Annotated in this window: 19 protein-coding genes; 18 read left to right on the forward strand and 1 reads right to left on the reverse strand. The window is 72.4% G+C overall.

The features are described 5' to 3' along the window. Nucleotides 1-3 precede the first annotated feature (3 nt). The gene (locus BLU82_RS05615; protein WP_092616757.1) at nt 4-765 is read right to left on the reverse strand and encodes an IclR family transcriptional regulator; all 762 of its coding nucleotides are present in this window, start codon (nt 763-765) and stop codon (nt 4-6) included. 229 nt (nt 766-994) lie between these two features. On the opposite strand from BLU82_RS05615, the gene BLU82_RS05620 reads away from it, so the two are divergent. The 18 genes from BLU82_RS05620 to BLU82_RS05700 all read left to right on the forward strand — a co-directional run bounded on the left by BLU82_RS05620 (nt 995) and on the right by BLU82_RS05700 (nt 22280). Beyond that, nucleotides 995-1720: an SDR family NAD(P)-dependent oxidoreductase gene (locus BLU82_RS05620; RefSeq protein ID WP_157740598.1), complete on the forward strand. Its 726-nt coding sequence runs from the start codon at nt 995-997 to the stop codon at nt 1718-1720. Nucleotides 1721-1788: 68 nt separating this feature from the next. Next, nucleotides 1789-2490: an RraA family protein gene (locus tag BLU82_RS05625; protein ID WP_092616765.1), complete on the forward strand. Its 702-nt coding sequence runs from the start codon at nt 1789-1791 to the stop codon at nt 2488-2490. A gap of 34 nt (nt 2491-2524) precedes the next feature. Then, complete coding sequence (locus tag BLU82_RS05630) at nt 2525-3469, forward strand: carbohydrate ABC transporter permease (protein WP_197682757.1); 945 nt, start codon at nt 2525-2527, stop codon at nt 3467-3469. 115 nt (nt 3470-3584) lie between these two features. Then, nucleotides 3585-4337 carry a carbohydrate ABC transporter permease gene (locus BLU82_RS05635; RefSeq protein WP_370246309.1) on the forward strand — a complete coding sequence of 251 codons (753 nt, stop codon included), beginning with the start codon at nt 3585-3587 and terminating at the stop codon, nt 4335-4337. A 49-nt stretch (nt 4338-4386) separates the two neighbouring features. After that, entirely contained in the window at nt 4387-5682 is a 1296-nt protein-coding gene (locus tag BLU82_RS05640) for an ABC transporter substrate-binding protein (RefSeq protein ID WP_092616771.1), read from the forward strand. Then, the gene (locus BLU82_RS05645; RefSeq protein WP_092616774.1) at nt 5679-6665 is read left to right on the forward strand and encodes a mannonate dehydratase; all 987 of its coding nucleotides are present in this window, start codon (nt 5679-5681) and stop codon (nt 6663-6665) included. The genes BLU82_RS05640 and BLU82_RS05645 overlap by 4 nt, the downstream gene beginning before the upstream one ends. After that, nucleotides 6655-9033 (forward strand): polysaccharide lyase 8 family protein, encoded by a 2379-nt coding sequence (locus BLU82_RS05650; protein ID WP_092616777.1) that lies wholly within the window; start codon nt 6655-6657, stop codon nt 9031-9033. The genes BLU82_RS05645 and BLU82_RS05650 overlap by 11 nt, the downstream gene beginning before the upstream one ends. An 86-nt stretch (nt 9034-9119) precedes the next feature. Next, entirely contained in the window at nt 9120-10058 is a 939-nt protein-coding gene (locus BLU82_RS05655; protein ID WP_157740600.1) for a 5-dehydro-4-deoxyglucarate dehydratase, read from the forward strand. A gap of 20 nt (nt 10059-10078) precedes the next feature. Beyond that, nucleotides 10079-13027 (forward strand): hypothetical protein, encoded by a 2949-nt coding sequence (locus BLU82_RS05660; protein ID WP_157740602.1) that lies wholly within the window; start codon nt 10079-10081, stop codon nt 13025-13027. A 16-nt stretch (nt 13028-13043) separates the two neighbouring features. Continuing rightward, a complete protein-coding gene (locus BLU82_RS05665) occupies nt 13044-14357 on the forward strand; it encodes an ABC transporter substrate-binding protein (RefSeq protein WP_092616787.1) in 1314 nt (437 codons plus the stop codon). 5 nt (nt 14358-14362) lie between these two features. Beyond that, nucleotides 14363-15382, forward strand: coding sequence for a carbohydrate ABC transporter permease (locus BLU82_RS05670; protein WP_092616790.1), 1020 nt, complete (start codon nt 14363-14365; stop codon nt 15380-15382). Beyond that, complete coding sequence (locus BLU82_RS05675) at nt 15379-16227, forward strand: carbohydrate ABC transporter permease (protein WP_092616793.1); 849 nt, start codon at nt 15379-15381, stop codon at nt 16225-16227. Before BLU82_RS05670 ends, BLU82_RS05675 begins: the two co-directional genes overlap by 4 nt. A 7-nt stretch (nt 16228-16234) precedes the next feature. Continuing rightward, complete coding sequence (locus BLU82_RS34015; protein ID WP_157740604.1) at nt 16235-17281, forward strand: enolase C-terminal domain-like protein; 1047 nt, start codon at nt 16235-16237, stop codon at nt 17279-17281. After that, the gene (locus tag BLU82_RS34020; protein ID WP_157740606.1) at nt 17278-17973 is read left to right on the forward strand and encodes an SDR family NAD(P)-dependent oxidoreductase; all 696 of its coding nucleotides are present in this window, start codon (nt 17278-17280) and stop codon (nt 17971-17973) included. The genes BLU82_RS34015 and BLU82_RS34020 overlap by 4 nt, the downstream gene beginning before the upstream one ends. Beyond that, nucleotides 17970-19244 carry an enolase C-terminal domain-like protein gene (locus tag BLU82_RS05685; RefSeq protein ID WP_092616796.1) on the forward strand — a complete coding sequence of 425 codons (1275 nt, stop codon included), beginning with the start codon at nt 17970-17972 and terminating at the stop codon, nt 19242-19244. Before BLU82_RS34020 ends, BLU82_RS05685 begins: the two co-directional genes overlap by 4 nt. Next, a complete protein-coding gene (locus tag BLU82_RS05690; RefSeq protein ID WP_092616896.1) occupies nt 19238-20386 on the forward strand; it encodes a hypothetical protein in 1149 nt (382 codons plus the stop codon). Before BLU82_RS05685 ends, BLU82_RS05690 begins: the two co-directional genes overlap by 7 nt. Before the next feature lie 17 nt (nt 20387-20403). Continuing rightward, nucleotides 20404-21330 carry a LysR substrate-binding domain-containing protein gene (locus BLU82_RS05695; RefSeq protein WP_172885537.1) on the forward strand — a complete coding sequence of 309 codons (927 nt, stop codon included), beginning with the start codon at nt 20404-20406 and terminating at the stop codon, nt 21328-21330. Then, nucleotides 21327-22280 (forward strand): aldo/keto reductase, encoded by a 954-nt coding sequence (locus BLU82_RS05700; RefSeq protein ID WP_092616903.1) that lies wholly within the window; start codon nt 21327-21329, stop codon nt 22278-22280. The genes BLU82_RS05695 and BLU82_RS05700 overlap by 4 nt, the downstream gene beginning before the upstream one ends. Nucleotides 22281-22325 lie beyond the last annotated feature (45 nt).

A 22325-nucleotide genomic window follows, 5' to 3' on the forward strand; every position in this document is an offset into this window, starting at 1 on the left:
CGACTACGCACCGAGGTCGTGGCTGACGAGGCGAGCGGTGCGGACACAGGCTGAGCCGAGCTCGTCGCGGTGGTCCTTGACGCGATAGGTCGGTCCGGACACGGTGACGGCGGCGACGGGTTCTCCTGACGCATCGGTGATGGCGGCGCCGAGCCGGATGACGTCGTCGTGGCGGTTGACCGTGGCCCAGCCGTGGGCCGCGGCCCGTTCGATCTCGGTGCTGAGATCGGCGAGATCGGCATGGTTCTCGACCGGCTCCGGTGCCAGCCGCGCCAGCACCGCGGCCCGCTCGTGGGGAGTCAGAGCAGCGAGGATGGCCCGGCCCATGGCCGTCACTCGCAGGTCGAGCCGGCGCCCCACGGAGGAGCGGACGAACAACGACCTGTCCGGCTGGTACTCGTCGAGGTACACCACCGAGTCCCCCTCGCGGACCGCGAGGTGGACCGTTTCTCCCGTCTGATCCCGCAGCGCGCGCAGGTGGGGGCCGGCGACGTCGCTTAGGTGGGCCTTGCTGACCTGGAACGCCTGGGTCAGGCGCATCGCCCTGCCGCCGAGCGTGTAGTGACGATCCTTCTCGCGCTGGCGCACGTAGCCACGCTCGCGCAAGGCGCTCAGCAGGCGTGAGGTGGTGCCTTTGTCGAGATCGGCTGCCGCGGCGACGGCGGTGACGCTGATGCCGTCGGGTGCGGCCGCGACGATCTCCAGCAACGTGAGCCCGCGGAGGAGTGTGCGGGCGGCTGGCGGATCCGGCGCCTCAGCGGCCATGCGGTCATCGCCTCCGACCTGGGTTGACCGGTCTCATCTGACGCAACGTGATCGCGCCGAAAACAAGCTGCCATCGCAGGTCCTGGTCGTCAAACGTGCTGGCCGCCGCCGATGCCAGGCAGCGTACGGGCGAGCTGCGGGTCTTGACAGGTCGTGCCCGGCGGACCACCATGTCTCACATGTTAAGTCTATGTTGCATAGAATGCAACAGCGCCCAGGGTGTCGGGCTGTGACCGCCGGTGCGCTGCGGGGGAAGGTCGTCGTGGTCACCGGCGCGGCGGGTGGCATCGGCGCGGCGATCGCCAGTGCCTGCCACCATGCCGGTGCGACGGTCCGAGCAGCAGACCTGCGGCCCGGCGACGTCGAGGCTCCGTGGCGGAGCGACCTGCTCGACGTGACCGATCCCGCGGCCACCCGCGCCTTCGCCGAGGCGGTCGCGGCCGACCACGGCGGCATCGACGGCCTCGTCAACAACGCCGGCATCAGCGACAAGCGGCGTCTCGAGAACCTGGACGACGCGACGCTGGCGGCCATCCACGCGACCAATCTCGTCGCTCCCGTCACCATGGTCCGCTCCGCGCTGCCGGCGCTGCGCGATGCGGCGAGCATCGTGAACATCTCGTCCATCAGGGCGCGTCTCGGCTTCTCCGGCGACGTCGCCTACCTCGCCGCGAAGGGCGGCCTGGAGGCGGCAACCCGCGGCCTCGCCGTCGAGCTGGCGGCACGTGGCATCCGAGCCAACGCCGTGGCTCCCGGCGCCATCGAGACCGACCTGAATCGGCAGGTGCTCGACGATCCCGACACCCTCGCGCGGGTGGTGGGGCGCATCCCACTCGGCCGGACCGGGAAGCCGGCAGACGTCGCCGGCGCCGTCGCCTTCCTGCTCAGCGACGCCGCCGCGTTCATCACCGGAACCGTGCTCGACGTGGACGGCGGCCAGACGATCTACGGCTGACGCCGTACCCCTACCCGGCCTCGGCGCACAGCGCCGGCGCCTGGATCCCCAACCGAGAGGACACTGCCGTGACCGGCATCTACGACTATGACGTTCCCGTACTCGACCTCGTGAAGCGCTACCAGAACCTGTACTCCGGCGCTGTGTACGACGTCCTGGACGAGATGGGGCTGCCGCATCAGGCGCTGGCCACCGACCTCAAACCGGTCCTGCCGACCATGGTGGTCGCCGGCCCGGCGTTCACCATGAAGGGCATCCCGGACTCCGCGGGCAACCCGGAACTGCGGGCCCGGCGCATCCATATGTTCACGGACATGAAGGCGACCGGCGTTCCGCTGATCGACGTGCGCGACTGCAGTTTCGACATGCAGGCGGCGCACTACGGCGAGATGAACGCCACGGTGGGCAAGTCGTGCGGGGTCGTGGGCGCGGTGATCGACGGCGGCTGCCGCGACACCGCGTTCCTCATCCGCGACGAGTTCCCGGTCTTCTGCCGCTACCAGTCGCCGGTCGAGGCCTACCGCCGCTGGAGCTACTACGAGTGGCAGCAGCCCGTCGCGCTTCGCGGAGCCCTCACGGCCGTCGTCCCCGTCAACCCGGGCGACTTCGTCTGCGGCGATCTCGACGGCGTCGTCATCGTGCCGAAGGACGTGGTCGTCGAGGTGCTCGAGAAGACCGAGGACCTCGTCGAGCGGGAGAACGGCGTGCGCGCGGAGTTCGTCTCGGGCGGTGACCCGGTCGAGATCTACCAGCGTCACGGCCGGCTGTGACCTGAGCGCCGGTCCGGCTGGTGAGGGAGGATCGATGGCAGACGTGCTCATGACGGCGCCGGCGCGGCCGAACGAGGCGACGCGCCCGCCGGCAGGCGGGGACGGCCGGGCCCGGCGCGAAGCGCTCTGGGGCTACGGCTTCATCGCACCGCAGGTGCTGGGCTTCCTGGTGTTCGTGCTCGGGCCGCTGGTCGCCGTCTTCTATTACAGCTTCCACGACTACAACACGTTCACCGGCGACATGTCCTTCATCGGCGTGGAGAACTATCGGGAGCTCGCGTCCAGTGGGACGTTCGCCACCGTCCTGCGCAACACGGCGGTGTTCTCGCTGGGCGTCATCCCCGCCAACATCGTCCTCGGCATCGCGCTGGCCGTCCTGGTCAACCGGCAGTGGCCGGCCATCGCCTTCTTCCGGACGGCGTTCTTCGTGCCCGTCGTCATCTCGCTCGTGGCGTGGTCGCTCGTCTGGGATTACCTGCTGCAGGCCAACGGCGGGCTCAACGCGGCTCTCGACGCCGTGGGCATCGACGGCCCGAACTGGCTGGAGGATCCGGCATGGGCCATGGTCGCCGTCGTGGTCGTGCAGGTCTTCAAGGTGGTGGGGATCAGCATGATCCTCTTTCTGGCCGCTCTGCAGGAGGTGCCGCAGGAGGTGGTCGAGGCCGCCCGGGTGGACGGGGCCGGGACGTTCGCGATCCTGCGGCGCATCACGCTGCCGCTGATCAGCCCGACGATCCTGCTGGTCGCCATCCTCGCCACCATCAACTCGCTCAAGGCGTTCGCGCAGGTCTTCCTGCTCACCGAGGGCGGGCCGGGACTCTCCACGACCATCCTCGGCTACTACATCTACGACCAGGCGTTCGAGGCGTTCAAGAACGGCTACGCCAGCACGCTCGCGGTCGTGCTGTTCGTGATCGTCCTGGCCCTGACCATCGCCCAGTGGTGGACCCGCAGGAGGTGGGTCTTCAATGAGTCGTGACGACACCGCCACCGTCCCACGCTCCACCGGACGAGCACGCCGGGCCACTGGGCGAGGGGCGACGTATCTCGTCCTCACCGTTCTCGCGGTCCCGTTCGTCTTCCCGGTGTACTGGATGGTGGTCACCGGACTGAAACCGCTCGGCGAGGTGTTCGCGAACCCACCCGTCCTGTGGCCGGCCTCGCCGCAGTGGTCGAATTACCTGACACCGTTCCGCGACGGCGAGTTCGCCCGTCAGTTCCTCAACTCGACCTACATCGCGACACTCTCGACGCTCGGCGTGCTGGTGGTGGCCTCGTTGGCCGGCTACGCGTTCGCCCGGATCCGGTTCCGTGGCAACACGGTGTTGTTCATCATGCTGCTCAGCGCGCTGCTGATCCCCGTCGAGGTGACCATCATCCCGCTGTTCCGGCTGATGGGATGGTTCGGCTGGATCGACACCCACTGGCCGCTCATCCTGCTGCCCGTCTTCGGCGGGTTCAGCGTCCTGGGCACGTTCCTCATGCGCCAGTTCTTCCTCGCCCTGCCCGCGGAGCTGGAGCAGGCGGGGCGCGTGGACGGCCTCGGCCGCTGGGGTCTGTTCTGGTACGTCGCGCTGCCGCTGGCCCGCCCGCCGCTGGCGGCGCTCGCGATCCTGGCTTTCCTGAACAGCTGGAACGAATTCCTCGAACCGCTCGTCTTCCTGCGCTCGCGGGAGCTGTGGACGATCCCGCTCGCGCTGAACTCGTTCGCCGATCCCAACACCGGAATCCCGATCTGGAACGTCCAGATGGCCGCTACCAGTCTGAGCGTGCTGCCGGTCCTGATCGTGTTCGTCTTCGCCCAGCGGCATTTCGTCCAGGGCATCGCCGGTACCGGCATCAAGTGAGGCACGTCGACAGGCCGCGATCCATCCGACTCGAGAAGGGCAGTACCCGATGAAGAGATACCGCCGGTCCCTCGTCGCGACGACGACAGCAGCGTCGCTGCTGGCAGTCGCGGGCGCATGCAGCGGTTCCGACAACACCGCCGGCGACGACGACAGCCCGGTCGACCTCACCATGACCGTCTGGACGGCCGACGAGGAGGTCATCGGCACCTACGAGACGATGGCGGAGGAGTTCCGTGAGATCGACCCCCGCCTCGGCAGCCTGACCGTCCAGTCGATCCCGTTCGACAACTACCTGGGCCGGCTGACCACGCAGCTCAGCGGTGGCGACGCGCCCGACCTCGGCTGGCTGGTCGAGGCGAACATCCCGGCTCTGGCCGAAGCGGGCGCGCTCGTGGACGTCGGCGACGCGCTGCACGACTTCGAGGGCTACGACTTCGACGACATCGTGCCCGGCACCCTCACCGGGGTCGAGCGCGAGGACGGCCTGTTCGGCTATCCGTTCGCCAGCACAACGCATCCGATCATCGTCAACACCGACCTGTTCGCCGCCGCGGGCGTCGACAGCCCGGTCGAGCTGTTCGAGCGGGGGGAGTGGACGTGGGAGAACCTGGCCCGCGTCTCGCGCGAGCTCGTCCAGTCCGGTGCAGCGGCCTACGGCTTCGACATCCCGCAGTTCCAGTACAGCCAGTACACCCAGATGACGCCGTTCCTGAAGGCCTTCGGCGCCGAGGCGTGGCCGGAGGGCACCCAGTGCGGGTACGACAGTCCCGAGGCGGTCGAGGCCGTGGAGTTCATCCGGACCATGGCGTTCGTCGACGACTCCTTCCCGGCGCCGGGAGAGACGTCGAGCTTCCCGACCGGAGACACCGGCATGTACCTCGGCCCGCCCAGCACCCTCAACAACCTGACCGACGCCGGCTTCGCCTTCGACCTGGTCCCGCAGCCGGAGGGATCGGCAGGGTTCGACCCGTTCTTCGGTCAGGCCGCGGTGGTCGCGTTCAGTAGCGGCGACGACATCGATGTGGCGTCGGACTTCCTGGCGTACATCAGCACCACCGAGAGCTCTCGGCGGCTGATGAAGTTCTTCATCCCGCCGCGCGCGTCGCTGCTCACCCCCGAGCTCGTCAGCGAATCCAACCCGATGATCAGCCCGGCGGCGGCACAGCGGTCCCTGATCGACACTCTCGACACGGCCGAGCAGCTGTCCTTCCCGCTGGCCATCCCCGAACTCGAGAGCGCGATCCGTCCGGTCATGGATGGGCTGTGGCAGCCGGAGGCCGACGTCGCCGCCGTGCTCGCCGAGGTCTGCGACGTGGCCGAGCCCATTCTGGAGTCGCAGTGAAGATCGCGGAGTACCTGCGCGTCGACGATCCGCCGCATCTGTGGCCGCTGATGCGCCAGTGCGGCGTCGACCACGCGGTCCTGCGGTTGCCCGAGGCCGCGGACGGCACGATGCCCTCCGATCTCGCGGCGGTGCGCACTGCCGTCGAGCGGGTGGAGAAGGCGGGGTTCGCCGTCGAGGCGATCGAGCCGATTCCGCCGATGGAGAAGGTCAAGCAGGGGTTGCCCGGGCGCGACGAGGAGATCGAGCACGTCCACCACCTGCTGGCCACGATGGAACGGCTCGGCGTGCAGATCCTCTGCTACAACTTCATGGCGGCCTTCGGCTGGGGCCGGACGCGGTGGGCCGAGCCCGGCCGGGGTGAGGCGCTGGTGACCGGATTCGACGTCGACGACCTCGAGGCGCTGCCCGCGCACGACGTCGCGCTGTCCGAGGACCGGATGTGGGCGAACTACGAGTACTTCGTCCGGGCGGTCGTCCCGGTGGCCGAGCGGCACGGCATCCGGCTGGCGATGCACCCGGACGACCCGCCGGTCTCGCCCTATCGAGGGGTTGCCCGCATCATGCGCACACCCGAGGCCATCGAGCGGGCGATGAGTCTCAGCGACAGCCCGGCGCACGGTCTGACGTTCTGCCAGGGCACGTTCTCGACGATGGGTGCCGACATCCCGGCCACCATTCGGCGCTTCGCGGACCGGATCCGGTTCGTCCACTTCCGGGACGTCCGAGGGACGCCCGACCGGTTCGTCGAGACCTTCCACGACGAGGGGCAGACCGACATGCGCGCCGCGATGGCCGCGTACGCCGAGATCGGCTTCGACGGCCCGCTGCGCCCTGACCACGTGCCGACGCTGTTCGGCGAACCCCACGACCGGCCCGGCTACGAGGTGCTGGGCCGCCTCTACGCCGTCGGCTACCTACGCGGCTTGTGGGAGGCCGTGGCCCACCCGACGGACCTGGAAGGGGATCGAGATGACCGGTGACGTCCGCCCGTCCCGTTCGCTGAACCGGCGCACCCTGCTGCGTGCGGCCGGCGGCGCCATGACCGCCCTGGGCTGGACCGGGGCCGGCGGGCTCCTGGCGCCGGTCGCGGCACGCGCCGGCGCCGCCGACCCGCTGGCGCTGATCCGGGAACGGCGACGACACCTGCTGGTGGGCGACGGCTCCTCCGGCGATCCCGACCTGGCGCGCATCGTGGCCGGCGTCGACGCCGAGGCGGCCCGGCTCTGGGCGGCGATGGAGCGGGACCCGGCGCGGCTCTTCCTCTGGCCGGACGTGGCCAGTCGTACGGATCCGAGCCATCACCGTGTGTCCTACGACAGGCTGCGCACCATGGCATCGGCCTACGCGACGCCAGGTTCTGTGCTCGCGGACGACCCGGCCCTGGCCGGCGACCTGATCGCCGCGCTGGACTGGCTGTACGACCACCGTTACAACCCGGAGCTGCCGGCCGTGGGCAACTGGTGGGAGTGGGAGATCGGCGCCCCGCTGCGGCTGAACGACATCAGCGTGTTGCTGCGCGACTCACTGGGGCCGGAACGGCTCGGCCGCTACATGGACGCCGTCGGGCATTTCGCCCCGAACGTCAGCGGCAGCGGCGCCAACCTGGTGTGGCGCTGCTCGGTCGCCACCCTGCAGGCCGCGAACAGTGGCGACCCGGCACGGCTGGCGACGGTGCGCGACCGGATCGGCGAGGTGTTCCCGTATGTCGCCGACGGCGACGGCTTCTACCGCGACGGCTCGTTCATCCAGCACCAGGACTTCGCGTACACCGGCGGCTACGGCACGTCGCTGCTGCTCTACCTCAGCGACTTGCTCGCGCTGCTGGCCGGTACCCCATGGGAGAGCACGCACCCGGATCGCGACAACGTCTTCGCCTGGGTGTTCGACGCGTTCGACCCTTTCCTCCACCGGGGCGCGATGATGGACATGGTCCGCGGCCGGGAGATGTCGCGGTACTACCAGACCGACCGCATCACCGGACATGTCGTCCTGGGCGCTGTGCTCTCGATCGCCCAGTTCGCACCCGCGCCCGAAGCCGCCGCTATGCGGGCCATGGTCAAGGGCCACCTGCGAGCCGACACCCATCGAGACTTCTTCGACTATGACCCTGAGGCGACCGAACGCACGCGGGTCGGCACGGCCGCCCTGGCGAAGGCCGTGCTCGCCGGCGCGGCTCCGGGCCGCGGTGACCTCGTCGCGCACCGTCAGTTCCCGGCCATGGACCGCGTCGTGCACCTGCGCGAGGGGTTCGGCATCGGCATCTCGATGTCGTCTCGCCGCACGCGCACCTACGAGGCCATCAACAACGAGAACTCCCGAGCCTGGTACTCCGCCGACGGCATGACCTACCTCTACAACGACGACCTCGGCCACTACACCGACCAGTTCTGGTCCACCGTCGACTGGTACCGGCTGCCCGGCACCACCGTCGACGACCGCTCGCGGGAACGCGCGACCACGTACCGTCCGCCCACGTCGTGGGCCGGAGGCGCGGTACTCGACGACCGCTACGGCGCGGTCGGGATGGACCTGAAGGCCGACGGCGCGAGCCTGGTGGCGCACAAGTCGTGGTTCTGCCTCGACGACCAGGTGCTCTGTCTGGGCGCCGGCATCACCAGCACCGACGGCCGCCCGGTCGAGACGATCGTGGAGAACCGCAAGTACGCCGAGGGCGCCGCACCGGCGGTCACGATCGACGGCCGCGCCGTCACGCTCCCTGACGGCGAGGACGTGGTCCTGGCCGGGGCCCGGTGGCTGCACCTCGACGGCGCCGGCGGCTACGTGTTCCCGGCGCCGGCCACCATCCGCGTCCGCCGCGACACCCGCACCGGCCGGTGGACGGACATCAACCGCCAGGTCAGGCAGGACCCGACACCCCACACCCGGACGTACGTCTCGGCCGCGATCGACCATGGGACCGACCCGGACGCGGCGACCTACGCCTATGCGCTCCTCCCGGGAGCGTCGGCTGCCGACCTGCGCCGGTACGCCGGCAGCACGGTGGACGTCGTCGCCAACACGGCTGCCGTGCAGGCCGTCCGGGTCCGCCGGGACGGCCTGGTGCTCGCCACCTTCTGGGCAGCGTCGGGCGGCGAGGCCGCCGGAGTCGCGGTCGACTCCATGGCCGCGGTGGTGACGCGGCGTTCTGGCGACCGGCTCGACGTCGCGGTGTCCGATCCGACCCAGGAGAACACCGGCGCGATCCTCGTGGAGCTCGATCACCCGGCCGGTCGGCTCGTGGAATCCGACGACCGGATCACGGTGCTCCAGCTCGCGCCCACGGTCCGGTTCGAGGTCGCTGTCGACGGCGCGGCGGGACGCAGCCTCGTCGCCCGCTTCGCCGTGTGACGAGGCGATCTCCAGGAGCCATTAATCGACAAGGAGTCTTAGTAGGCACTTGTAGAAAGATGCCGTGAATCAATAACGTCGGTGCCGTGACGAGACACCATCGAACCGACGAGCTGGTCCGGGCGCTGTCCGGGGTGAACTCCTTCCCGGTCACGCCGTTCGACGCCCGCGGCGGGCTGGACCTCGACCGGCTCGCCGAGCACGTCGACCATCAGGTGCGGCACGGCGCGACGTCGGTCTTCCCGGCGTGTGGCACCGGCGAGTTCGCGGCGCTGTCGCCGGGTGAGTGCCGCGACGTCGTCGAGCAGACGGTGCGCACGGTGGCCGGCCGGCTCCCGGTGATCGCCGGCGTGGGCATCAACCTGTCCGTGGCGCGGGAGCAGCTGGCCTCCTTCGAGCAGGCCGGGGTGGACGGCGTCCTCCTGCTGCCCCCGTACCTGGCGCCCGGTGATCCCGAGGCGCTCGCGGACTACTACCGCGGCGTGATCACGGCCACCGATCTGCCGGTCCTGCTCTATGTGCGCCCCGAGGCTCCCCTCGACGCCGACGCGCTGCTGCGGTTGTGCGAGCACGCCAACGTGCTGGGGGTGAAGGACGGCAGCGGCGACGCCGAGCGGCTGTCCCGGCTGGCCGGCGCGCTGGGCGAGGAGCGCGTCGTCGTCAACGGCATGCCCACGGCCGAGCTCTCGGCGGCGGCGTTCCGCGGTCTGGGGGTCGGCGGGTACTCGTCGGCCGTCTACAACTTCGTCCCCGACATCGCGATGGCGTTCCGGCAGGCCGCCACCGATCTCGACGGCGCGCGGCAGGAGCAGATCCTCGAGGCGTTCTACCGCCCGTTCGGCGCGCTTCGCGATCGTCGTCGCGGCTACGCGGTCAGCCTGGTCAAGGCGGGGGTCTCGGCCCTGCTCGGGAGCGTCGGCGCCCCTCGGGCGCCGTTGCCGGCGGCGGACGACCGGACCACCCGCGCCCTGATCGACCTGGTCGAGAAGGCGCGCGCCGAGATCGGCAGCGACTCCGAGCGATAGCCAGAAGGAAGGACGCGACGATGCGTGCTCCGAGACACCGAACCTGGGCCGCCGCCGGCGGCGGGGCGCTGGCCGTTGCCGTGCTCGCCGCGCTGGTGCCGGCCCAGGCGGCCCAGCCGCCGCATCCGGGCCCGCCGGCGCACGCGATGCCGCCGGCGCAGGCCGAGGCGACCGTGACGGTCGTCGTCGCACCGGACGGCGACGACGACAATCCGGGGACGGCCGGTGCGCCGCTGCGCACCCTGACGGCGGCCCAGCAGGCCGTCCGCGATCTCAGCAGCATCCCGGACGGCGGAGTGGCGGTGCTGCTGCGCGGCGGACGGTACGAGCTGGACGACACGCTCGCCCTCGACGCCCGCGACTCCGGCCGCGACGGGCACCCGGTCACCTGGGCGGCCTGGCCGGGCGAGCGGCCGGTGCTCGACGGCGGCCGGGTGATCGGCGGGTGGACGGTGCACGACGCGGCGGCGGGCATCTGGTCGGCCCCGGCCGGCGGGCTCACCGCGCGCCAGCTCTACGTCGACGGCGTCCGCGCCACCCGCGCCCGCACCGAGACGTTCACCGGCGCCACGTCCACCGACGACACCGGCCACGTCACCACCGACACCGGCCCGCTGAGCTGGCACCGGCCCGAGGGAGTCGAGCTGGTGTACCGGCGCATCTGGACCCAGCCGCGCAACCTGGTCGCGTCGGTGGCGCGGACGTCGGACGGCCGGACCCGCGTCACGATGGCGCAGCCGGGCTGGGGCTACAACCGGCGCAAGGGCGGCACCGCCACCACCACGCCGCCCGCATGGATCGAGAACGACTACACGTTCCTCGACGAGCCGGGCGAGTGGTACCTCGACCCCGTCGCCGACACCGTCTACTACCTCCCGCGTCCCGGCGAGGACCTGACCACCGCCGACGTCGTGCTGCCCGCCGTCGAGCGGCTGGTGACGGTGCACGGCACCGCGGCGGAGCCGGTCCACGACATCGTGCTCGACGGCCTGACGTTCGCGCACTCGACCTGGCTGCAGCCCAGCGGCGAGCTCGGCGGCCACCCGGACATCCAGGGCAACCTGGTGCGGCTGCCGGAGCCGGGCCAGGACAACCGCGTGGCGCCGATGCTCGTCACGCCCGGCGCGGTGCACCTGGAGCACGCGCACCGCGTCGACGTGACGGACTCCGTGTTCACCCGGCTCGGGAACGCCGCGATCGACGTCGCCCGCGGGTCGCGCGACGTCGCCGTCGCCCGCAACCGGATCGAGGACGTCGCCGGCGGCGGGGTGCAGATCGGGGAGGTCGACCTCTCCGACGGCTCGCTCGCCTACGACACCACCTCGCCGTACGACACCAAGAACTACGCCCCTGCCGACCAGCGCGACATCATCCGCGGCATCGACGTGACGGCGAACCTGATCACCCGCATCGGGCTGGACTACGCGTCGGCCGTCGGGGTCTTCGCCGGCTACACGCAGGACGTCACCATCGCGCGCAACGAGCTGGCCGACCTGCCCTACAGCGCCATCAGCCTGGGCTGGGGCTGGGCCCAGCCGCAGCTGCTGGCCGGCTCCGTCGCCCGCGACAACGCGATCGTGGGCAACACCATCCGCGACGCGATGTCCACGCTGCAGGACGGCGGCGCCGTCTACACGCTCGGCGCCCAGCCCGGCACGGTCATCCAGCGCAACCTCGTCGCGAACTCCGCTCTCGCGTTCTACCTGGACGAGGGGTCCAGCGGCATCGACCTCGCCCAGAACGTCTCGACCGGCTCGGCCGTGCTCAAGCTGCAGCAGGACTTCACCAACCGGCCCTACCCGACCGGCGCCTTCGACAACACCGTGAGCGAGACCTACTGGCAGGGCGCCTCCGGTCCCGCGGCCGACGGCGTCGTGTCGCGCCAGAACGGCGACACGACGCTCACCGGCAACGTGCGGGTGCCCGCCGGGACGCAGTGGCCGGCCGCGGCGGACCAGATCGCCCGCGAGGCGGGCATCCCCGGCGGCGACTGGGCGGTCGGCGACCCCTACGCCGCCTTCCACCTCACGTCGACGACCGGAGGCCTCGAGGACGGCGAGGCGGTGGCGAACCTGACGGCGCGGGTGGCCCGGGCCGCGAACGTCGACCCGGACGCGGAGGTCCGCTGGGTGCTCGACGCCGGCCCGGACCTCGCCGGGCGTACCTTCGCCATCGGCCAGAGCCAGGTCACCACCGACGCGGCCGGCCGGGCGGTCTTCGGCGCGCCGCAGCGGTTCGGCGACGCACTGGACCTGCAGGGCATGGACGGCCGGGTGCTTCAGATCAGCGGGCCCGTGCCACCGGGGACGCACGAGTTCCGGCTCGGTCTGGCCGACGTGGCCGCCGCCGGAGCCGAGGCGCTGGTGTGGTCGGCGCCGCACGAGGTGGTGGTCGCACCGGAGACGGTGCTGTTCACCGAGGACTTCGACGCGACGGCGACCGGCTCGCTGCCCGCGGGCTGGAGCACCACCGGGACGCCGGGCACGGCGTCCATCGTGGCCGATCCGGACGGCACGGGCCACAGCTTGCGCGTCGACCACCCCACCACCGGGTCGTCGTCGTTCACCACCCAGCTGCCGTTCGCCGCCCAGGGCGGTGACCTGGTGCTGCGGCTGCGGATGCGGGCGGAGCAGACGACGGCGATCGGCTACGGCCCGTGGCTGCGTGACGCGGCCGGCGTTCAGGGCCCGATGGTGGCCTTCCTCGACGACGGCTCGCTCGGCGTCTACCGCACGAACGCCTGGACCGGCATCGGGCCCTATCAGGCCGGCCGCTGGTACGACCTCACCCTGAGCATCGACGTCGCGGCCCGCGGCTACGACGTCGCCGTCGACGGCGTGGTGCTGGCCACCGGTGTGCCGTTCCGCGGCGCCGCCGGCGACCTCGCGCTGCTGCAGTTCGGCGCCTACTCCGGCGACACCGGCCGGTTCCACGTGGACGACATCGCGCTGTCGCGCATCGACACCTGAGAAGGAGACACCTGTCATGAAGGCTGGATGGACGGCGCGGGCCACGGCCGCCGCGGTGGGCGCCTTGCTGCTGACCGGCTGTTTCGCCGGCTCGTCGGACGACGACACCACCGGGAGCACGAGCGGTGACGGCGACACCGTCAGCCTGCGACTCGCACACGGGTGGACCGGCGAGGTGCCGCAGGCACGGGCGTTCGAGCCCGCCGTCGAGCGGTTCCAGGAGGAGCACCCGGAGATCGACCTCACCGTCGAGACCGCGGCCGGCAACGAGATCAAGACGCTGGTCTCGTCCGACATGGCGGCGGGTCGCGAGCCCGACGTGTTCCTGCACTGGGGGACCCGCGACACCTCGCCGTACGTCGAGGACGACCGGCTGGCCGACCTCACCGACTACCTGGACGAGAACCCGGAGATCCGCGACCGCTACGAGGACGGCGCGTTCGACTCCGTCACCTGGGACGGGCGCGTCTACGGGCTGCCCATCGGCGCGTACGCCCAGGTCCTGCTGATCAACGAGGCGGTCATGGACGCCGCCGGCGTGGAGCCGCCGGCCGACGAGGCCGACGTGCTGCGCGCCGTCGAGGAGCTCGTCGCCGCCGACGTCATCCCGCTGGCCGTCAACGGGACCGCCGAGCGGTACCTGTTCGAGCTGTTCCTGGCCCGTGAGCTGGGCGCCGACGGCCTCGACGGCGTCGCGACCGGCGACGCCGCCACCCGCGACGCGATCGCCGCGGCGGCGGCGAAGGTCATGGAGTTGCGCTCGGCCGGCGCGTTCCCGGAGGGCGCCGAGACGCTGCAGACCCTGCAGGCGCTGGAGCTGTACAACTCCGGCGCGGCCGCGATGTTCTACAACGAGACCTGGACGATCGGGAACCTCGCCGAGTCCGTCATCGAGACGACCACGCTGTCGACCTACCCGGGCGAGGACGTGCGCACCCTGGCCGGCGCCGGCTACTACGTGTACATCAGCGCCGACGCGTGGGCGGACGAGAACCGGCGCGAGGCCGCGCTGACGCTGGCCGAGTACCTGGCCGGGCCGGAGGTCAACACCGACCTCGTCGACATCTCCTGGTATCCGTCGCCGATGCTGGCCGACCAGCTCGACGTCGACACCGCCGCGCTGCCGCCGCTGGTGCAGGACATGCTGCAGACCCGCACCGACGCCGTCGCGTCCGGGGAGTTCGCCGACAAGCTGGACGAGAAGCTCACCGCCGGGGCGTTCGAGAGCCTGACGTCGCTGTCCGAGCGGTTGTTCATCGGCGAGCTCACGCCGGAGCAGTTCGCCGACGAGTTGCTCGCGGCGACCGCGGCCGACCCGGCGAGGCTCTGACGTCCATGGCGGCACCCTCGGCGTCCAGCGCCGTCACCCACGCGGACCCGGCCGGGCGTACACCGTCCGGCCGGGCCGCCGGTTCCGCGCCGGCGGCGCGCGGGCCGGTCCGGCCGCGGCGGCGCTCCCGGCTGCGGCGCAACCGGTACCGCGGCCGCAACCTCGTGGTGCTGGCGGCGTTCCTGCTGCCCGCGGCCGCGCTGTACGGCTGGCTGTTCGTCGGCGCGGTGGGCCAGACGGTCCTCTACAGCTTCTACGACTGGAACGCGGTCAGCGACCCGGTCCCCGTGGGCCTGGACAACTTCACCCGGCTGGTGTCGGACCCGGTGTTCGGGCAGGCGCTGGTCAACACGCTCTACATGACCGCGTTGCTGGTGTTCGTGCAGCTGCCCGGCGCGTTCCTGCTGGCCTGGTTCCTGTACCGGCGGGTCCGCGGCTGGCGGTTCCTGCGCACGGTGTACTTCCTTCCGGTCGTCATCTCGACCGCCGCGGTCGCGCTGCTGTTCGGCTTCCTCTACGAGCCCAACTTCGGCGTGCTCAACGCGCTGCTGGAGCGCGTCGGCCTGGACGACCTCGGCCGCGACTGGCTGGGCGACCCGCTGACCGCGATGACCGCCGTCTCCGTCCCGCTGTTGTGGAAGGAGGTCGGGCTGATGATGATCATCCTGCTGGCGGCCATGCAGGGGCTGCCCGGCGAGGTCCTCGAGGCGGCCGAGATCGACGGCGTCAACGGCTACCAGCGGCTGCGTCACGTCGTGCTGCCGCTGCTGTCGCGCGCCATCGGCCTGTGCTTGCTGCTGTGCATCACGACGGCGTTCAAGGTGTTCGACTTCGTGCTGCTGATGACCGGCGGCGGGCCCGGCAACCGGACCGAGATCACCGGTTCCTACCTGTACGCCCAGGGGTTCGAGCGGTTCGAGTACGGCTACGGCAGCGCGGTCGCGGTGGTCATCACGGCGGTCGTCGTGGTGGTCGTGAGCATCCCGCGGCTGTTCCGGCTGGTCACGGGGAGGAGGGCGGCATGACGACGGCACCGACAGGGGCGCGGCGGCGGCCGCTGCTGGCGGCGGCCCGCGGGTCGTTCGTCTGGGGCTACGCGGCGATCACCGTGTTCGGGTTCGCGTTCGTGGCGATCTCGGCGTTCAAGTCCAACGCGGAGATCTTCGCCGACCCGTTCGCACTGCCGGAATCGTGGGGCTTCGCCAACCTGACCCGGGCCTGGACCACGGCGCACATCGGCGACTACTTCGTCAACACCGCGTTGGTGGCGGTCGTGACGACGGTGCTGAGCACGGGGCTGGCGGCCACGGTGGCGTACACGATCGTGCGGATGCGCTTCCCGGGGTCGTCGCTGGTGTATCTGGCGTTCGCGATCGGCGTCGGCGTCCCGCTGCAGGCACTGCTGGTGCCGACGTTCATCGTCATGAACAACGCCGGCCTGCTGGACAGCCTGACCTCGCTGGTCCTCGTCTACACCGCGTTCGCGCTGCCCAAGGCGGTGTTCCTGCTGGCCGCGTTCATGAAGGACGTGCCGGCGGAGCTCGAGGAGGCGGCCCTCATCGACGGCGCGGGCGAGCTGACCATCTTCCGCCGCGTGGTGCTGCCGCTGTGCAAGCCCGCGCTGGCGACGGTGGCGGTGCTGGAGTTCCTCGGCGCGTGGAACGAGTACGTGTACGCGAGCGTGCTGATCCGCAGCCCGGAGAACCGGACCATCTCCCTGGGCCTGGCCTCGTTCAGCTCCGAGTACGCCAGCGACTACGGCCTGATCGCCGCCGGTGTGCTGATCACCGTCGTCCCCGTCGTCATCGTCTACGTCCTGCTGCAACGGCACGTCGTCGCCGGGCTGTCCACCGGCGCACTGAAGGGGTGAGCACGTCATGACCGCACGGACCATCGTCGACGTCCGGGCCACCGCGCACACGCTGCCGGTCGACCCGCCGTTCCGATGGCGCGACGGCCTGCCGGCGTCGGGGACGACCCGCGACGTGACGCAGCTGGAGATCGTCGCCGACGACGGCACCGTCGGCGTGGCGGTGCTGCCGCGCGGCGCCATCGGCGTCGACCTCGTCGAACGGCGCATCCGGCCCACGCTGACCGGCCGCGACGCGCTGCTCACCGAGGACTGCTGGGCGGCGCTGCACGAGGCCGACCGCGTCGAGCACTTCCCGCCGTACGCGCTCGGCCCGGTCGACGTCGCGCTCTGGGACCTCAAGGCGAAGGCGGCCGGGCTGCCGCTGTACGCACTGCTCGGCGGCGCCCGCACCCGCATCCCGGCGTACGCGAGCACCGTCACGTACGACGACGTCGACACCTACCTCGCCGTCGCGGACGAGTGCCTGGGCGCCGGCTTCACCGCGATCAAGTTGCACGCCTGGGGCGACGTCGCACGCGACGCGGAGCTGGCCCGGCGGCTGCGCCGGCACGTCGGCGACGACGTCGACCTCATGTACGACGGGTCGGGCGCGTTCGACCTGCGCGACGCGGTCCGGCTCGGGCACGTCCTCACCGACCTCGGGTTCGGCTGGTACGAGGAGCCGATGCGCGAGTGGGCGCTGGGCCCGTACGTGCGGCTGCGCGAGGCCGTGGGCGTGCCGATCCTCGGGCCCGAGACGACGCCCGGCGTGCACCACGCCGTCGCCGACTGGATCGCCGCCGGCGCCGTCGACCTCGTCCGCACCGGCGTGCACTACAAGGACGGCGTCACCGGCGCGCTGCGCATCGCCCACCTCGCCGACGCGCACGGCCTGCGCGCCGAGGTGCACGGCGGGGGCGCGGCGAACCTGCACCTGGCCTGCGCCATTCCGAACACGACGTACTACGAGGTGATCGTCGCCGGGCGGCCGGCCCGGCCGCGGTTCCCGGTGACGGCCGACGGGTACGCCGAGGCGCCGCAGGGGCCGGGGACGGGGGAGAGCGCGCTGTGAGCCGGGGAGCGGTGCTGCTGACGGGTGCGACCGGACTGGTCGGCGACGCGCTGGCCGAGCGGCTGCGCGCCGACGGCTGGCGGGTCGTGGGGGTCGGGCTGGACGCGGGCGGGCCGGACGACGTGGTGGCCGACCTGGCCGACGACGCCGATCTCGCGCGAGTCGAGCGGCTGGTCGGTGAGGTGCCGGAGTTGCGCGCCGTCGTCACCAACGCGGGCGTCACCGGGCCGCGCCGCCGTCCGCAGGACGTCACCGTCGCCGACTGGGACGCCGCGCAGGCGATCAACGTGCGGCCGGTGCTGGCGCTGTCGCTGGCGGCCGCCCGCCGGTGGATCGCCGCGGGCGAGGCGGGCGCCGTCGTCACCGTCTCGTCGCCCGGCGCCACGCGCGCCCACCTGCACCGGGCCGTGTACGACGCGACGAAGGGCGCGGTCGAGGCGTTGACCCGCGCACTGGCGGTCGACCTGGGGGAGCACGGGATCCGGGTGAACGCCGTCGTGCCGGCGGCCGTCGGCGGCGACCACCCCGACCTGCCGCTGGGCCGCGGCGCCGCGCCGGAGGACGTCGCCGCCGCGGTCGCCTTCCTGGTCTCGGACGAGGCGCGGTCGACCACCGGGCACTGCCTGGCCGTCGACGGCGGGCTGCTGGCGCAGGCGCGCAGCCGCGGCGTCGCGATGCGGGCGGACCGATGAGCGGCGACAGCACGGTCCGGGCGGTGCGGCTGACCCCGGTCGCGTTCGCCGAGCCGCCGCTGCGCAACTCCGCGGGCGTGCACGGCCCGGCCGTGTCACGGCTGGTCATCGAGGTCGAGACGGCGGCCGGCGCGGTCGGCCTGGGCGAGACGTTCGGCGACCCGGCGGTCCTTGCGGCCGCGCGCTCGGCGGCGGAGCGGCTGCCGGGGGTGGACGTGTTCGACCTCGCCGCGCTGGGGCGCGTGGTGGGCGTCGACCCGCTGGTCGACGGCCAGCCGGACATCACCGGACCGGCCGAGGTGCGCGAGCCGGGCACCTTCGCCGGGACCACGCGGGTGAAGGCGTACTCGGCGTTCGAGGTGGCGTTCCTCGACGCGCAGGGGCGGCTGCTCGGGCGGCCGGTGCACCAGCTGCTCGGCGGCCGGGTCCGCGCCGAGGTCGACTTCTGCGGGTACCTGTTCTTCAAGTTCGGCGCGCATCCGGGCGAGCCCGTCGACGACTGGGGCGAGGTCCTCGATCCCGCCGCGATGGCCGGGCTGGCCCGGCGGTTCGTCGGCGAGTACGGCTTCGGCGCGCTCAAGCTGAAGGGCGGCGTGCTGGAGCCCGCGCTCGAGGTCGAGACGCTGCGGCTGCTGGCCGCGGAGTTCCCCGGCGTCGCGCTGCGGATCGACCCGAACGCCGCCTGGACCGTCCCCACCAGTGTCGGCGTCGCCGAGTCGGCGGCCGGGCTGCTGGAGTACCTGGAGGACCCCACCGCCGGGCTGACCGGCATGGCCGAGGTCGCCGCGGCCACGCCGACGCCGCTGGCCACCAACATGGTCGTGACGTCGTTCCGGCAGATCCGCCGCTGTGTCGAGCTGGGCAGCGCCGGAATCGTCCTGGCCGACCATCATTTCTGGGGCGGGCTGCGGGCCACCCAGCAGCTCGGCGCCGTCGCCGCGTCGCTCGGACTGCGGCTGTCGATGCACTCCAACTCCCACCTCGGCATCAGCCTGGCCGCCATGGTGCAGGCGGCCGCCGTGCTGCCCGGGCTGGCCTACTCGTGCGACACCCACCACCCGTGGACGGTCGAGGACGTCGTCGACGCGCCGGTCATCAAGGAGGGCCGCGTCACCGTCGGCGATGCTCCCGGCCTCGGCGTCACCCTGGACCGCGACCGGCTGGCCCGGATGCACGAGCGCTGGGTCCGCCACGGTCGGGGCCCGCGCGACGACGTCGCGGCGATGCGCCGGCACGTGCCCGGCTGGGCGGACCGGAGGCCGCGATGGTGAGCGGTGCGGCGCTGCTGGCCTACCCCTGGGAGTTCGCCCTGGATCCCCCGGCGGGCGAGGCGATCGCCGCCGCCGGGGTGTCCGCGGTCTGTGTGGCCGGCGCGTACCACGCCGTCCGGGCGCTGCGGCCCCGCGGCGACGCGCCGCGCGTCGTCGACGTTCCGCACAGCGCGGCCTACTGGCCGGTCGAGGCGCGGCGGTACCCCGCGCGGCTGCGGCCGGCCGCCCCGCCGCGTCCGTGGGCCGGCAGCGCGGTCGCGGCGATCGGGTCGTGCCGCTCGGCCGGCCTGGCCGCGGGTGCCTGGCTGAGCGTGCTGCACTCCACCCGGCTGGCATCGTCGGCGCCCGACCTGGCGCTGGTCAACTGCTTCGGCGACGTCTATCGCCACGCCCTGTGCCCCGCCCACGCCGAGGTCCGCGACTACGCGGCCGCGCTGGTGCGTGACGCGACGGACCGGCTGGCCCCGGACTGGGTCGAGCTGGAGGCCGTCGGCTACCACGGTTTCCGGCACGCGTCCCTGCACGACAAGGCCGGGGTTCCGGTCAGCGACGACACCGTGTACCTGCTGTCGCTGTGCTTCTGCACGGCCTGCCGGCGGCTGTTCGGCGCGCGGGGCGGCGATCCCGGGCGGCTCGCCGGAGCCGTCCGCGACGAGGTCGCCCGGCGGCTCGCGGGTGGGGGCGACGCCGAGCTGGACGTGGCGCTGCGGGCCGAGCTGGCCCTGCTCGCGCAGATGCGCGACGGCGTCGGCGCGGAGCTCGCCGCGGCGGCGGCCGAGCCGGCGCGGTCGGCGGGGCTGCCGGTGGCCGTGCACGTCGGGGTGTCGCCGCAGACGGTCGGATCGCGCTCGCCGCTGACGCCCGCTCTCGCCGGGCTGGCCGACGCCGTCGTCGTCAGCACCGACGGCCGGGCGCCGGACGATGCCGCGCGGGACCTCGCGGGCGCGGTCGCCGCGGCGGGCGACGCGTGTGCGGTGCTGGCCAGCGTGCGGGCGTTCCCTCCGGATGTGCGGTCGTGCGACGAAGTGGCCCGGCGGGTGCAGGACGCCGCGGCCGCCGGCGCCGCGGGGGCGCGGGTGCACACCTTCGGGCTGATTCCCGACGAGCGGCTCGAGTGGATCGGCTCGGTGGCCGCGTGGTGATGGCTAGGATCGTCGGCGTGCCCGACGAGTCGTGGAACGGACGGGTCGAGCTGCGGCAGCTGCGCTATTTCGTGGCGGTCGCCGAAGAGCTCCACTTCGGCCGCGCGGCTGCCCGGCTGCAACTCGCGCAGCCCGCGCTCAGCCAGTCCATCATCGGCCTCGAACGCGCCATCGGCGTGCAGCTGCTGCGCCGCACCACGCGCACGGTCGAGCTGACCGCCGCCGGGCGGGTGTTCCTCGACGAGTGCCGCCGGGCGTTGCTGCAGGTCGGCGCCGCCGTCCAGAGCGCTCAGCGGGCCGAGCGCGGCGAGGCGGGGCTGCTGCGCATCGGCTACGTCGTCTCGGCGAGCTACGAGATCCTGCCGCCGATCCTGGTGGCGTTCCGGCGCCGGCACCCCGGCGTCGGCCTGCAGCTCATGAGCCGCAGCGCGACGGAGCAGGTCGCCATGGTGCTCGACGAGGCGTTGACGGTCGGGTTCGTCCGCGAGTTCCAGGAGACCGACGAGCTGGACAGCGAGCTCCTGGTGGACGAGCCGCTGGTCGCCGTCCTGCCCGCCGACCACCCCGCCGCGCAGCGAGCCAAGGCCCGGCTCGCGTCGCTGGCGGACGACTCACTGCTGATGTTCGACCGCGACCGCGCTCCCGGCATGTACGACAAGATCGTCTCCAGCTGTGTCGACGCCGGGTTCACGCCGCGCATCGTTCAGCAGTCGTCGGACGTGCAGAGCGTGCTCGGCCTGGTGGCCGGCGGCATGGGTGTCACCGTCGTGCCGGCGTCGTTCCGGCACCTGTCCATCGACGGTCTCGTCTACCGGCCGCTGTCCGGCACCGGCACCCGGATCGGGCTGTACGCCGTCTGGCGGAAGGACGGACGCACCAGCGTGCTCGACGGTTTCCTGGACGTCGCCCGCGAGCACGCCGGTCAGGTGCGGGGCCGGCGATGACGGCGGTGGAGCTGCCGTCACTGGGTTTCGGCGGCGCGTCCATCGGCAACCTCAGCACCGAGGTGAGCGACGCCGACGCCGCCGCCACGGTGGCGGCCGCGTGGGAGGCCGGGATCCGGTACTTCGACACGGCGCCGCACTACGGTCTGGGGCTGTCGGAACGGCGCCTGGGCTCGGCACTGTCGTCGTACGAGCGCGACTCCTACCTCGTCTCCACCAAGGCCGGCCGGCTGCTGCGGCCCGTGGACGGCGCGGAGCCGGGCGTCGACCGCGGGTTCCGTGTGCCGGCCACCCACGAGCGGGTCTGGGACCTCAGTGGCGACGGCATCAGGCGCAGCCTCGACGAGAGCCTGGTTCGCCTGGGCCTGGACCGGGTCGACGTCCTCTACCTGCACGACCCCGAGCAACGGCTGCCGGAGGCGCTGTCGACCGCCCTGCCCGCGCTGGTGTCGTTGCGGGAGGAGGGCGTCGTGCGGGCGATCGGCGTCGGCTCGATGGACCTGCCGGCGCTGTCGGTGCTGGTCGCCACCGGCGCCCTGGACGTCGTCATGATGGCCGGGCAGTACTCGCTGCTCGCCCAGCCCGCCGCGGCGTCCTTCCTGCCCGAGTGCGCCGGGCGCGGCGTGGACGTGGTGGCGGCGAGCGTGTTCGGTTCGGGTCTGCTGGCGTCGCCGTCGCCCGGCGCCGACGCGACCTTCCGGTACGCGCCGGCGCCGGCAGCGCTGCTGGAACGGGCCCGGGTCCTGGCCGGGCTGTGCGCTCGCCACGGCGTCACCCTGCCGGCGGTGGCCCTGCAGTACGTCCTGCGGCATCCAGCCGTCCGGTGCGCCGTCGTCGGCATGCAGCGGCCGGACGAGGCGGCCGCCAATGTCCGCGCGGCCGCACAGGCGGTACCGCTGGAGCTGTGGTCCGAGCTCGCGGCCGCCGGCGTCTCCGTCCCGGCGTTCTGACGCGGCCGCTCGAGGATCCGCGGTCTCCACCGGCGCCACGGGCCC

The sequence above is a fragment of the Jiangella sp. DSM 45060 genome, from assembly GCF_900105175.1.
Lineage (GTDB): Bacteria > Actinomycetota > Actinomycetes > Jiangellales > Jiangellaceae > Jiangella.

What these genes read in the sequence shown, in the direction of transcription:
- BLU82_RS05615 (WP_092616757.1), bottom strand. Translation starts at nt 765, where the DNA reads ATGGCCGCTGAGGCGCCGGATCCGCCAGCCGCCCGCACACTCCTCCGC.
- BLU82_RS05630 (WP_197682757.1), top strand. Translation starts at nt 2,525, where the DNA reads ATGGCAGACGTGCTCATGACGGCGCCGGCGCGGCCGAACGAGGCGACG.
- BLU82_RS05635 (WP_370246309.1), top strand. Translation starts at nt 3,585, where the DNA reads ATGGTGGTCACCGGACTGAAACCGCTCGGCGAGGTGTTCGCGAACCCA.
- BLU82_RS05640 (WP_092616771.1), top strand. Translation starts at nt 4,387, where the DNA reads ATGAAGAGATACCGCCGGTCCCTCGTCGCGACGACGACAGCAGCGTCG.
- BLU82_RS05650 (WP_092616777.1), top strand. Translation starts at nt 6,655, where the DNA reads ATGACCGGTGACGTCCGCCCGTCCCGTTCGCTGAACCGGCGCACCCTG.
- BLU82_RS05660 (WP_157740602.1), top strand. Translation starts at nt 10,079, where the DNA reads ATGCGTGCTCCGAGACACCGAACCTGGGCCGCCGCCGGCGGCGGGGCG.
- BLU82_RS05665 (WP_092616787.1), top strand. Translation starts at nt 13,044, where the DNA reads ATGAAGGCTGGATGGACGGCGCGGGCCACGGCCGCCGCGGTGGGCGCC.
- BLU82_RS05670 (WP_092616790.1), top strand. Translation starts at nt 14,363, where the DNA reads ATGGCGGCACCCTCGGCGTCCAGCGCCGTCACCCACGCGGACCCGGCC.
- BLU82_RS05675 (WP_092616793.1), top strand. Translation starts at nt 15,379, where the DNA reads ATGACGACGGCACCGACAGGGGCGCGGCGGCGGCCGCTGCTGGCGGCG.
- BLU82_RS34015 (WP_157740604.1), top strand. Translation starts at nt 16,235, where the DNA reads ATGACCGCACGGACCATCGTCGACGTCCGGGCCACCGCGCACACGCTG.
- BLU82_RS05685 (WP_092616796.1), top strand. Translation starts at nt 17,970, where the DNA reads ATGAGCGGCGACAGCACGGTCCGGGCGGTGCGGCTGACCCCGGTCGCG.
- BLU82_RS05690 (WP_092616896.1), top strand. Translation starts at nt 19,238, where the DNA reads ATGGTGAGCGGTGCGGCGCTGCTGGCCTACCCCTGGGAGTTCGCCCTG.
- BLU82_RS05700 (WP_092616903.1), top strand. Translation starts at nt 21,327, where the DNA reads ATGACGGCGGTGGAGCTGCCGTCACTGGGTTTCGGCGGCGCGTCCATC.